At 47.7% G+C, this 12,607-nt stretch carries 10 protein-coding genes; 8 read left to right on the top strand and 2 right to left on the bottom strand.

Features of this window, described 5'->3' with window-relative positions; genetic code table 11:
* Nucleotides 1-70: 70 nt before the first annotated feature.
* Nucleotides 71-2,551: an EAL domain-containing protein gene (locus tag NSQ38_RS26700; protein WP_339784915.1), complete on the top strand. Its 2,481-nt coding sequence runs from the start codon at nt 71-73 to the stop codon at nt 2,549-2,551.
* Nucleotides 2,552-2,687: 136 nt separating this feature from the next.
* On the opposite strand, the gene NSQ38_RS26695 is transcribed toward NSQ38_RS26700, so the two are convergent.
* Both NSQ38_RS26695 and yhbH read right to left on the bottom strand, forming a co-directional pair.
* Nucleotides 2,688-4,124 carry a SpoVR family protein gene (locus NSQ38_RS26695; protein ID WP_339784913.1) on the bottom strand — a complete coding sequence of 479 codons (1,437 nt, stop codon included), beginning with the start codon at nt 4,122-4,124 and terminating at the stop codon, nt 2,688-2,690.
* The gene (yhbH, locus tag NSQ38_RS26690) at nt 4,121-5,290 is read right to left on the bottom strand and encodes a sporulation protein YhbH (protein WP_036609998.1); all 1,170 of its coding nucleotides are present in this window, start codon (nt 5,288-5,290) and stop codon (nt 4,121-4,123) included. The genes NSQ38_RS26695 and yhbH overlap by 4 nt, the downstream gene beginning before the upstream one ends.
* 306 nt (nt 5,291-5,596) lie before the next feature.
* Between yhbH and NSQ38_RS26685 the strand changes: the two genes are divergently transcribed.
* The 7 genes from NSQ38_RS26685 to NSQ38_RS26655 all read left to right on the top strand — a co-directional run bounded on the left by NSQ38_RS26685 (nt 5,597) and on the right by NSQ38_RS26655 (nt 12,587).
* Complete coding sequence (locus tag NSQ38_RS26685) at nt 5,597-6,931, top strand: MFS transporter (protein ID WP_339784911.1); 1,335 nt, start codon at nt 5,597-5,599, stop codon at nt 6,929-6,931.
* A 423-nt stretch (nt 6,932-7,354) separates the two neighbouring features.
* The gene (locus tag NSQ38_RS26680; RefSeq protein WP_339784909.1) at nt 7,355-8,623 is read left to right on the top strand and encodes a sulfotransferase; all 1,269 of its coding nucleotides are present in this window, start codon (nt 7,355-7,357) and stop codon (nt 8,621-8,623) included.
* Entirely contained in the window at nt 8,620-10,551 is a 1,932-nt protein-coding gene (locus NSQ38_RS26675; RefSeq protein WP_339784907.1) for an asparagine synthase-related protein, read from the top strand. Before NSQ38_RS26680 ends, NSQ38_RS26675 begins: the two co-directional genes overlap by 4 nt.
* A gap of 35 nt (nt 10,552-10,586) precedes the next feature.
* Nucleotides 10,587-10,718 (top strand): paeninodin family lasso peptide, encoded by a 132-nt coding sequence (locus NSQ38_RS26670; protein WP_105408482.1) that lies wholly within the window; start codon nt 10,587-10,589, stop codon nt 10,716-10,718.
* A 138-nt stretch (nt 10,719-10,856) separates the two neighbouring features.
* Nucleotides 10,857-11,804 carry an aldolase gene (locus tag NSQ38_RS26665; protein WP_339784905.1) on the top strand — a complete coding sequence of 316 codons (948 nt, stop codon included), beginning with the start codon at nt 10,857-10,859 and terminating at the stop codon, nt 11,802-11,804.
* Entirely contained in the window at nt 11,801-12,100 is a 300-nt protein-coding gene (locus NSQ38_RS26660; protein ID WP_017689560.1) for a lasso peptide biosynthesis PqqD family chaperone, read from the top strand. Before NSQ38_RS26665 ends, NSQ38_RS26660 begins: the two co-directional genes overlap by 4 nt.
* 4 nt (nt 12,101-12,104) lie before the next feature.
* On the top strand, nt 12,105-12,587 hold the full coding sequence (locus NSQ38_RS26655; protein WP_074094340.1) for a lasso peptide biosynthesis B2 protein: 483 nt from the start codon (nt 12,105-12,107) through the stop codon (nt 12,585-12,587).
* Nucleotides 12,588-12,607: the final 20 nt, after the last annotated feature.

The raw sequence follows: 12,607 nt of genomic DNA, 5'->3' as shown, positions 1-12,607 counted from the left end.
CAGCGCACTCGCTTCTTTTTTACATTTTTGCATACATACAAGGCATTTCCCGGTTGAAAGGACAGAGTGAGTGGAGCACCTACATGGTACGTACAACTTAGAACTTGTTATTTTATCCTATATTATTGCATCGTTAGCTTCATACGCAGCCCTTGACCTTGCAGGCCGTGTAAGTCAGGCTAGCGGGGTGGCGCGGAATGTATGGCTTACCTGCGGTGCAGTCTCGATGGGGCTGGGAATCTGGTCCATGCATTTCGTAGGTATGCTGGCTTTTGTTCTGCCTACGCAAGTCTCCTATTCCACCGGTAAGGTTGTTTTATCTGTTCTACTTGCTATTGTCGCATCGGGGGTGGCCTTGAACATTGCGGGTAGACAATCCGGCAAGATAAGCAAGCTCATGATTGCTGGAGTACTGATGACAGTGGGGATCAGCTCGATGCATTATGTAGGAATGGCAGCGATGTCGACTCCGGTTACGTATGAACCAGGCAGAGTGGTGTTATCCATTCTGATTGCAGCGCTTGCTTCATTTGCGGCATTGTGGCTCATGTTTTTCTTCCGTTATCATCAATCAAGACATACCTGGGTTTACAAGATGGGCAGCGGTCTCATTATGGGTGTTGGAATCTCTGGTATGCATTATACCGGGATGTCAGCTGCACATTTCCATCATTCACATGGCTCGATGGCAAGTTCAGGTATGCAGATTGAGCCAGGCATTCTCGCCTACTTGATTGCATCGGGCACATTTATTGCTTTGGGCTTGACGTTGTTTGGCATATTTATCAATCAGCGAATGTCACAGAAAGATCGACGGATTCATGAGAATGAGCAATGGTATCAGGCCCTGTATCATAACCATTCGGATGCTATTATTTCAGTGAATAAGGAAGGTATTGTCAAAGGGATTAATGCTGCTGTAACAACAATCACCGGATATCCTGAAAAAGGGGTCATGGATCGTTCCATTGATGAGATTGCTCAGCAAATCGATATAAAGTGGATAAGTGAATTTGATTCCATCGATTGGAATGATCATGGGCTGGAGCAGGCGCACTACATGGCCAAAATGAGAGACGTGCAGGGTGAACTTCTGGACCTTAGTATTGTTGTAGTTCCTGTTGTCATTGATGACAGACATGTGGGAAGTCACATTTTGATCAAAGACGTTACGGAGGAGAAACAGGCTCAGGAGAAGATTCGTCACCAAGCTTTGCATGATCCGTTGACGGGGCTGCCCAATCGGCGCAAGTTGGATGATGTGCTGGCTTGTACGATTCACGATTCAGCAGAAAAAGGGAATACTTTTGCCGTTATGGTGATGGATATAGATCGTTTCAAGATGATTAATGATTCGCTGGGACATTCCATTGGAGATGTATTTCTAAGAGAAGTCAGCAGCCGGATCATGAAAGCCATAGAAGCTTCTGATCCCTTGGCTATGGAGAATGTCATGCTGGCCCGCATGGGCGGTGACGAGTTCACACTCGTTGTGACCCAGGATCAAGCGACAGAAGTACGAGTGTCAGAACTTGCAAAACAGATTGTTGAGGCCATTCAGTTACCTTATCGACTGAAGGAGAACGACTTTTACGTAACCGCCAGCATTGGAATTGCGATGTATCCGGATCATGGAGTGGGCGTGGATGCTTTGCTGAAACATGCGGACTCCGCCATGTATGAAGTGAAGAAAAACGGCAAAAATGGTTTCCAATTCTACACTGCCCAACTGGATTCCGAACTATATGAACGCATTGAGCTGGAGGGTTATCTTCGTAAAGCTTTGGAACGCGATGAGATGGTCCTGTACTATCAACCACAGATTCGTACCGAGGATAGCCGCATGATTGGTGTAGAGGCTCTTATACGTTGGAACCATCCACTCAAAGGTCTGCTCGCACCCAATGTGTTTATCCCGCTTGCAGAAGAGACAGGCATGATCTATGAGATTGGCAATTGGACGCTGCGGGAAGCATGCAGGCAGATGAAACTCTGGCATGCCAGCGGCGGACCACTCATTCCGGTATCGGTTAACTTGTCCAGCCAGCAGTTCCACCAATCCAACTTGGTAGAACAGGTCAAGAATGCACTCTTGGAGACAGGGCTGGATGCTCGATATCTGGAGTTGGAAATAACAGAGAGCATGATGATGGATGCAGCCGTATCCACGGCGATTCTTAATGAACTGACAGCACTGGGTGTCAAGATCAGCCTGGATGATTTCGGTACGGGATACAGTTCACTCAGTTATCTGAAGCATTTCCCGATTCACAAGCTTAAGATTGATCGTTCGTTTGTGACGGACATTACAGAGAGTCACAGTGATCAAGCCATTGTGGCGACCATTATATCGATGGCACAGAATCTCAAGATGGAAGTGATTGCCGAAGGCATTGAGACGAAAGGCCAATTGGATATTCTGATGCAGAATGATTGCCGCGAGATTCAGGGATATTATTTCAGTCGCCCACTGCCGGCAAGTGAAGTGGAGCATGATTTTTTTGTGCCGTTGCGATTGCAGGGTAATGGTACACCGCCGGTACCATCCTGATTTTATGTATGCCAAGCGGCAAGTCCCCGTGTATGTCGGGAGCTTGCCGCTTTTTTTGTTTTTTTATGGTATGTCGCCATCCTTCATACGTGATACGAAGGTTCTCTTTTTTAAAAGGGAAAGGGCTGTTGGAACCTCACATAAACTTGCGGTGGTGTTTCTTGCCATCATACGTAAACCAGATCGGTTTATCCTCGACACGTGTCTCCACATGTACGGTGCGTCCCCAGAGGCGATACAGATAAGGCAGGGTACGTTCCATATATTTCAGATCCAACTCGATGCCTTCATATTGATGTTTGAGCACGAGTTCCCCGGTCCGCAGATAATCAGCATCTTGCACGACTAAGTAAGGAGAGCCGCCGTTGACACGTGAAAATACGAGCTGATCCCGTATGTTCTCCCAGGACTTGTCGGTGATTTTCCAGTCCGGGCCTTTTTTCTCAAATACGTAGAGGTCCAGATCCTCGGTTAATTGTTTGGTCATGTAATTGCGGATAAAGGAGGTATCGGAATCGAATTCACGCACCTCGAACATTTTGGCACGACCTTGGCCCGGTTTGCGGCCCCAGCGTTCCTGTTCTTCACGGGTTGGGTTATCCCAGCGCCGTTCAATATCCTCGAAAATCTTCAATCCCAAATAATACGGATTCAGACTTTGTTTGGATGGCTGCACCACGGAGGAGTTGAGTTTGGCAAATTCGATGGTATCCTCACTGTTGAGATCGAGTTCACGGATAATGCGTTGATGCCAGTAGGAGGCCCAGCCTTCGTTCATGATTTTGGTTTCCATCTGTGGCCAGAAATATAACATCTCTTCACGCATCATACTCATGATATCCCGCTGCCAGTCGGTCAACACTTCCGAGAACTCCTGAATAAACCACATGATATCCTTCTCCGGTTCAGGTGGAAAGTGATGAACCTGAATACCTTCCGCGGGTGCTTCTTCGGTCTGCACGTCATCAAGTGACCACAGATCATCATAGCGACCTTCCGGCCGTGGTGCTTTCTCACCGCGCTGCTCCCGCATTTTCATCTCCATATAGCGTTGTTTGTCCAAATGACGGGGTTTAATCAGCTGTGGGTCTACATGTTCCTGAATTGCAATCACGGCATCGATAAATGCTTCAACGGCTTCCGTTCCATACTCCATCTCATAATTGCTGATCCGATCCGCCGTAGCGGCCATGCTTTCGACCATATTACGGTTGGATTTGGAGAAGCGGGCATTGTTTTTGAAAAAATCGCAGTGTGCCAATACGTGGGCTACGATCAATTTGTTCTGAATCAGGGAATTGCCATCCAGCAAGAAGGCATAACAAGGGTTAGAGTTGATGACAAGCTCATAAATTTTGCTGAGTCCAAAATCGTATTGCATTTTCATCTTATGAAATGTTTTACCAAAGCTCCAGTGACTGAATCTGGTCGGCATGCCATAAGCTCCAAATGTATAAATAATATCCGATGGGCAGATTTCGTACCGCATGGGGTAATAATCCAGGCCAAAACCATTGGCAATCTCCATTATCTCGGCAATAGCGTATTCTAGGTCGCGGATCTCATCTGTCATCTAACGCTGCCTCCTTCCCTTTTCTGGAAAAAGCTGCGCAAAGCTTTGTACACTTCGCCTTTTTCTTTGATCACATAATACATGAACTGATCCATCTTGATATGACGGTAAGCCGACATCAGTGTGCTGCTGCGGTTGTACTGATTCACTTCGCCGTATCCAAACATATTGCTACGCTTCATTAACTCGCCGATCAGCTTCACACACCGTTCGTTATCCGAGGTCAGATTATCCCCGTCAGAGAAGTGGAAAGGGTAGATGTTGTAGCTTGAAGGTGGATACCGACTGTCAATAATATCTAGTGCCTTCATATATACAGAGGAGCAGATGGTGCCTCCGCTCTCGCCACGGGTAAAGAACTCTTCTTCGGTTACTTCCTTGGCTTCCGTATGATGGGCGAGGAAAACAATCTCAACTTTCTCATACTGACGGCGTAGAAAACGGGTCATCCAGAAGAAAAAGCTGCGCGCGCAGTATTTCTCAAACGAACCCATGGACCCGGATGTATCCATCATGGCAATGATAACGGCATTGGATTGTGGAATGATTTTATCTTCCCATGTCTTGTAGCGCAGGTCATCCGGACTGATGTGATGGATGCCTGGCGTACCGGTCGTTGCATTGCGACGCAGATTCTCCAGAATGGTACGTTTCTTGTCAATATTGGACTGCATGCCTTTTTTGCGAATATCGTTGAAAACTACGGTATGTGTCTCAATCAGGTCTTTGTCTTTCTGCTTCAGATCGGGTAATTCCAGCTCAGCGAAGAGCATATCTTCCAATTCCTCAATACTAACTTCGGCTTCCACAATATCATGACCAGGCTGATCGCCAGCTTTTTCGCCTTTGCCGGGTTTCTGCGAAGCAGAGGGATCACGACCGATGACGTCTCCGACCTGACTGTCACCGTCTCCTTGACCGACATGTTTTTGCTTCTGGTAGTTATACACAAAACGGTACTCATCCAGACTGCGGATTGGTACCTTGATGATTTGTTTTCCATCAGACATGATGATGTTTTCTTCCGTAATCAGATCAGGCAGATTCTGCTTGATGACATCTTTCACCTTTTGCTGATGGCGCTGTTGGTCCTGGTACCCTTTGCGGTGAAGCGACCAATCTTCCTTCGACACGACGAACGAGTAAGGCTGGTGTGAATTTGACATGTAGGCACCCCCCATTGATTACGCGGCACAGTTTGGCCTGTCGGTAATTAAGTATATTCACGGGCGAGGACGATATGTGATGAGAGTGGATATAAAATGATACAATTACGCAAGTTCACCTCAGAGGTAAGGTGTGTCGTAAGAACAGAACTGCTCCATTTTTTACAGAAACAGTGAACAAGTGTGATATCCTTCCTTTACAATAGGAGAAAGACATCGATCTGGCATCTGATAGAGGTTGTTTAAAAAGGCCAATTACACTTTCTGAACACAGACTATAGAGATGCATGAAAAGGAAGGATTCATGTGAATAAAAAGGCGATCAAGGCTTGGATTATGTATGATTGGGCCAATTCGGCTTATGCAACAACAGTACTGGCGGCAGTATTGCCCGTATTCTATGCTTCGGTGGCTGCCGCAACACTGGATACGGATACCGCCGCCTCCTACCTGGCTTATACACACTCCATTGGCATGTTGTGCGTAGCTCTGCTAACACCGTTGCTAGGCACGCTGGCTGATTTGTCTGGACGGAAAGGCGACTTCCTGCGTGTATTTGCAATTATAGGCGTCCTTGCCACATTGGGATTCAGCGCAATCGGTGAAGGGGACTGGTTCCTTGCTTCCGCGTTGCTGGTCATATCTACGATTGGTTTTGCGGGTGGTAATACCTTTTACGATGCAATGCTGCCGGATCTGGTACCTGTGGAACGAAGGGACATGATATCCTCCAAAGGTTATGCCTATGGTTATATTGGAGGAGGTTTGCTGCTTGCGATGAACCTGCTGATGATTCAGCAACCGGGCTGGTTCGGGATGAGCAATACACTGGCAGGCACAAGACTTGCATTTATCTCCGTCTCGCTGTGGTGGTTATTGTTCTCGATACCGATCTTTCGTCATGCTCCGAGACGGCCTGCTTCACCGGATTTTCCCGTAACGTGGAAAGGGTATGCTGCGGTGGGCGTGCGCAGACTGCGGCAAACCTTTCGTCAGATGCGGCGTTTTCCCCAGTTAATCCGCATGCTGGTGGCTTTCTGGTTTTTTAATGACGGCATTAATACCATCATTCTGATGGCTACGATCTATGGGACAAGTATAGGCATAGGCACAGCCGACCTGATGCTCGCGCTACTGTTAACCCAGTTCATCGGGTTCCCGTGTACATTGTTACTGGGAGCATGGGCACAGCGTTGGGGAGCAAAGCAGGTATTAATCGTTAGCTTATCGGTCTACATATGTATTGTAATTCTCGGTTATTTCATGACACAAGCGATCCACTTCTATGTGCTCGCCGGGTTGGTTGGTGTTGTGCAGGGTGTGAGTCAATCCACAGCGCGTTCCCTATTTAGCAATCTGATGCCGGCAGGCAGAACAGGAGAGTATTTTGGTTTTGTGAATATTACAGGCAAATTCTCTTCGATCTTTGGTCCATTTGTGTTTGGTTATGTTGGGCAAATAACAGGTTCCACACGTTGGGGTATTCTGTCGTTAATTTTCTTTTTCGTCGCGGGTATTGCCGTATTGTTAACCGTGAAGGTACAGGAGGGAATGCAGGATGCTACACGGGCAGATCAGGAAGAAGAGCGAAATAGTAGCGCTGGAGCTCCTGGGAGGAGTTCAAATGTAAGGTTTACCTGATGGTTGTTCACCCGTTTTCATATTAAGTTTCTCAACGGATTACGTATGGCTTCAGGCATTGTTCCTCACAGAACATGTCTGGAGCTTATTCGCGTTTGTGCAATCAGAACATAATTGATTATGAATAAGTGCTTAAATGACAGACAGCAGAATACAGTGAAAGAGTATGAATTTATGAAAAGGTGAAAATAAAAGATTGACATGATACATTTTGTATCATAGAGTAAAACTATAAATACATATTGTATCTGAGAGTTGTCGAATGTAACCATGTGTTTTGCCTCATTCCGGGGGGAGCTTCCGACGGAATATTGCAAAATGCTGACCTATAGCTTGCATATTACTCGTTTTGCCAAACACAAAGGTAGAGTCTGGTCTATCCCAGCTACATATTTATACTAATGAACAGAGGAGAGGCTGCCATTGATCGACGCTCAAGGTAACGGACTTGTTTTCTTACTATGTGTTCCCCGCAGTGGTAGTTCCTTATCCACCGTAATGCTGCAAAATCATAGTCGTATATTTGCCACCCAGGAAATGTGGTTTCTGATGAATCTTGTCGATTTGCCCAAGGCTGATTCACGTGCTTATGGTGGTAGCTCCATCATTCGTCAGTTCTACAATGCCATGGTATCCGAGGATGTTTTCGAAAAGGCGTGCAGAAGTTTTGCTCTTGAAATCTACAATGGATTCCTGGAAGGGAGCGGAGCAGACTTCATCGTTGATAAATCTCCACGGTACTATTACATGCTGGAATGGCTGGATCGTCTGTTCCCTCAGTCCAAGCGTATTCATCTCCAGCGTAATCCTCTGGCCATAGCAGCATCATTCAAAAAGGTAAACCGCCACACAGGAGAAGGATTCGACCTGATTCATAGTCTGCAGAGCCCCAAATTAAATATGAAATCCGTAGATCTCACACTTGGGATGCTCCGCTTGAATGATTATTTTGCCAAACCACATCCCAATGCGTATGAATTGCAATATGAACGATTGGTATCCAATCCTCAGGAAGAACTTGAGAAACTATGCGCGTTTCTGGGAATTCGATATGAACAGGGTATGGAGCAGTATGGACAGTTTCTGGACAGTGCCAAGTCTGACATGTTCTACAGTATGGGCGTGGGTGATCCATTCCTCTCTTCGCATCAAGAGGCACATCAGGGTTCTGTTAACAACTGGAAAAACATATTAGAACCCCATGAAGTTGAACTGTATTGCCGTGTGATGGGGGCAGATCTGTTCCACCGGATGGGATACAGTGAACAGCTGGCAGAAGCCGAACAATGGACGGGTGTACATTATGATGCAAGTCCGGATCAAGAGGTCATTGACCGAATCACGCATCAGTTGACAGCAGCGACCGGTTGTCAGTGGCAACCGCAATACCAGATGCAGCCGGCAGATTCTGTCGTTCATGATCCGCTTGGGAATCTCAATGACCCAGTTGTTGAAGAACCGGAAAAGACAGACCCGACGCTAGCTGCACTGGTAACGATCAGACAGCTGCAAGCCGCATTACGTGCGGCAGATCATCGTCTGGAGCGGGGATACAGTGAGCGAGAACGCTTGAAAGTCCAGCTGGCTTCTGCTCAAAGCAAAATACAGCGTATCAAATCATGGGTACCATTTGGTCATCAGATCAGCGCCTGGGCTTCACAGCGCAAGATTCTACGGGGAGGCAAGTCATGAGCGCCATAGCAGGAATTGTTCACAACGATGGTCAGCAGGCGCTATGGGAAGACAGCTGGCGCTTGTATGCAAGCCTGGGGCATGTCCCTGCGGATACAACAGGGGTGTGGAAAGGCAATGAGGCGTTCCTCAGCTGTCATGCCCAATGGATTACACCGGAATCGGTTAGCGAGAAATTACCTTTATATGATGAGGAAAGTGGTCTGACGATCACGGCAGATGCCATTCTGGATAATCGGGAACAGTTGGCTGATCAATTACAGATATCCAGAGCTGAACTGGCAATGTTGGCGGATAGTGAACTGATCCTGCGTGCCTATCAGCGCTGGGGAGACGATGTGGCTGTCCGATTGCTGGGGGATTTTGTATTTGCCATATGGGATGAGCGGAATCGCAAGCTGTATGCAGCGAGAGACATTACAGGTATGAGAGCTTTTTATTACCGACATGATGGTTCACGTTTTGCCTTCTGCACACTCATGAATCCGTTGCTCGGGCTTGAAGGGGTACATAAGGAACTTGATGAGACCTGGTTGTCCGAATTCCTTGCCATTCCTGACATGCATGATTCAGCAGATATCAATTCGACCGTATATCGGGGAATAAGCCAGCTGCCTTCTGCACATACACTTGTCTTCCGGGATGGGAGACTGGAGCTGAAGCAATATCATCGCTGGAATGAAGTGGAACCTCTAAGGCTGAAATCCGATGGCGAGTATGTAGAAGCGTTTCGGGAGGTCTTTGGGCAGGCGGTTGGATCACGCTTGCGAACGCACAGACAGGTGGCTGCTGCATTAAGTGGCGGACTGGACTCGGGAGCCGTGGTTGGTTTTGCTTCCGGAACACTGAGAAGTCAGGGTAAACGGCTGCAGGCCTACAGTTATGTTCCCGTACCGGATTTTACAGATTATACGTCGAAAACGTTGCTCGCAGACGAACGGCCTTTCATACGTTCAACCATTAATCACGTCGGCAATATCACGGAGAACTACCTTGATTTTGAAGGCAGAAGTCCACTTAGTGAAGTAGATACCTGGCTCGACATTATGGAGATGCCTTATAAATACTTTGAAAATTCGTTCTGGATTCGCGGATTCTATGAAAAAGCGAGCCAGCAAGATGCGGGCATCCTGCTCACAGGCGCACGTGGTAATTTCACCATCTCCTGGGGCCCGGCTCTGGATTATTACGCCAGTCTACTGAAAAGTGGCCGCTGGTACCGCTGGTTCCGTGAGATGCAGCAGTATAGTGAACGAACCGGCATGCCCTTCTCCCGTATAGCCAAGATCACCGGGAAAAAGGCATATCCGGATTGGTTCAAGGCTCAGTCCAAAGGAGCCAGCCAGGCCGCTTCTGTACAGTTGATCCATCCTGATTTTGCGCAAAGAACAGGTGTACTGGAACGACTCAAATCCATTATTGTTCTGCAGGGCGGTGCCCAGGCTGATGCACTCAAAGTCCGTGCCGAGAAATTCAATAATCTGGCCATTGCGAACAAAAACGGTGCTGTAGCCACAAAATGTTCTCTCCGTTATCGGGCTTGGGAACGTGACCCGACCTCTGACGTCAGAGTCATCCGATTCTGCCTGTCTGTACCGATTGAACAATATGTGAAACACGGGACGGATCGTTCATTGATTCGCCGGGCTACTTCACCGGAGTTGCCTGACAAGGTCAGACTGAATCAACGGGTACGGGGTGTGCAGCCGGCAGATTGGTTACATCGCATCATTCCCAATTGGGATGCCTTTACGGCTGAGTTGCGTGCTTTGTGTTCTGACAGCAAGGTCGCTGGCATATTAAACACGGAGCGTATCAAATCTGCCCTGGCGAACTTTCCGAGTCCGAGACCAGAGCTTGCTTCACATCCAGATCTGCGATTGATGATGCATAGTCTGATTGTCTATCGGTTCATTCGGAAATTCTGAATGAGGGCACATGAAAGGAGGTGAATACGATGCAAATGGAAAAAAAGGAATGGCAAGCACCAGCTCTTGAAGTGTTGGAAGTCAATCAAACGATGGCCGGTACTGGCTACAGACAAATTGACTGGGTAACGGTTCACGATGCGGATCTGTACGATCCAACTTCCTAAGTTGTTAAGTTTTATGAAGTGTCATCATACTTAAAGGGCGGAAATGCAACAAATCCAGCTTTTCGCCTCCGCCCTTATATTGAGCAACATGAATATAAGGGCTTTTTTTACATTTTATCACGAAGGAGGCGTCGTTCATTGTTGCCTGTGCATTATGTGGCGTATGGTCTGCGCTGGTCGAGCCAAATTCGAATGCCTGAACTACAGATCGTACCCAAGGATACAGAGACTGATTTTGATGTCGTGGATGTGCACATCGAGTCTTTAGATCTGACCCCATTGTGGGAGGATTGGGATGTAGGCAACGACAACTTTGTGGCACGAGAGGGCAGTCTTTTTTTCAAAATCGAAGATACAGGTCTGTTTCTAATGGAGCAAGGAAAGCGCATTGTCGTATCCCCTATACCGGGTGCAGATGAGAAAAAGGTCAGATTATTCATTCTGGGCACATGTATGGCGGTCATTATGATGCAGCGTGGCATTCTTCCATTGCATGGTAGTGCAGTGGTTATTGATGGCTGGGCTTACGCATTTGTCGGACATTCCGGAGCAGGCAAATCGACACTGTCGGCCGCACTGGCATCACGCGGATATCCGCTTCTCACCGATGATGTTGTTGCACTGACCTGGGATGCCGGAGGAAGAGCTATCGTATCACCTGGTTACCCGCAACAGAAGTTATGGCAGCCCAGTCTGGACGGTTTCGGCATGAAGGAGCAGGATTATGCAACGGTTCACGCTGAGATTACGAAGTATGCGATACCTGTTCAGCACTATTTTCATGAGATGGCCGTACCCCTAGCTGGGATATTCGAACTTGCTCCACAACCAGAGGAGAACCATACATCTGTTCAACTGGTTGAAGTGACGGGGCTAGAACGACTGCATCTGTTATGCTCGCATACGTTCCGTGGTGGACTCGTTGCAAGGCAGGGGCTAGCACAGTGGTTGTTCGAGACGGCTTCAAGACTTTCAGCAAGTGTGGAGATTGGCAGATTGGTCAGAACGGGTGCTGAGTTTACAGCATTTGAGATGGTGGATCGGATCACAGATCATATACGCAAAGGAGTGCATACAGGACAATGACAGCAACTACGCCGATGAATGTGGAAGACCGGGTAACCCGGAAGGAAGGCAATCTGGTCAGTGATATGGGCAGTGAGAAAGTCATGATGAGCATTAGCTCTGGAAAATACTATAATCTGGGGAGTACCGGTGGACGAATCTGGGACCTGATCGCAGAAGAACGCACGCTGGGTGAAGTTGTTGAGGTACTTGCAGCGGAGTATGAGATTGAGCCAGATGTATGTCGTGAGCAGGTGGTGCAATTCCTGGAACATCTGTCCCGTGAAGGTTTAATCGACGTTACTCGCGGAGTGTAGAATCATGTTGCGAAAAATAAAGGTTTATCTCTCGCTCCCGCGGTCGATGCGTCGACTGGTATGGGAGGCCTATATCCTCCTTGGCTGGGCACGCATTCAGAAGGCTATGCCATTTGCCAAAATCGCGCCAGGGCTGGGTACGCCTATGGTAGAAACACCGATGACAGGACTCGAACGCAGCGAGGTCATCACCATACGGAATATTTCCAAAGCGATTTCGCTCGCCAGTAAATATACGTTATGGGAAAGCCGCTGCCTTGTAATGGCGATTGCCGGGATGAAGATGCTTGAGCGACGCAAGATAGAGAGTACGTTATACATGGGGACTGCACGGAATAAGCAAGGACATATGATGGCTCATGCCTGGCTGCGAAGTGGTAAATTGATCGTGACCGGAGCTGATACTATGGACCAATATACGGTTGTCGGTGTGTTTGGCAAACGGTGTCCGGAGAAGGGATCTGGGGAGATTGTCTATGATACATGAAAGTGAACTCTATTCATCAG

Origin of the sequence: Paenibacillus sp. FSL R7-0313, assembly GCF_037969885.1 — a bacterium.
Classification (GTDB): domain Bacteria; phylum Bacillota; class Bacilli; order Paenibacillales; family Paenibacillaceae; genus Paenibacillus.
The sequence above is the reverse complement of the archived record's forward strand: the minus strand, read 5'-3'. Positions and strand labels throughout refer to the sequence as shown.

Excerpts from the sequence above, each read along its gene's own strand:
- yhbH (WP_036609998.1), bottom strand. The coding sequence starts at position 5,290 with ATGTCAAATTCACACCAGCCTTACTCGTTCGTCGTGTCGAAGGAAGAT.
- NSQ38_RS26670 (WP_105408482.1), top strand. The coding sequence starts at position 10,587 with ATGGAAAAAAAGGAATGGCAAGCACCAGCTCTTGAAGTGTTGGAAGTC.
- NSQ38_RS26675 (WP_339784907.1), top strand. The coding sequence starts at position 8,620 with ATGAGCGCCATAGCAGGAATTGTTCACAACGATGGTCAGCAGGCGCTA.
- NSQ38_RS26695 (WP_339784913.1), bottom strand. The coding sequence starts at position 4,124 with ATGACAGATGAGATCCGCGACCTAGAATACGCTATTGCCGAGATAATG.
- NSQ38_RS26660 (WP_017689560.1), top strand. The coding sequence starts at position 11,801 with ATGACAGCAACTACGCCGATGAATGTGGAAGACCGGGTAACCCGGAAG.
- NSQ38_RS26655 (WP_074094340.1), top strand. The coding sequence starts at position 12,105 with ATGTTGCGAAAAATAAAGGTTTATCTCTCGCTCCCGCGGTCGATGCGT.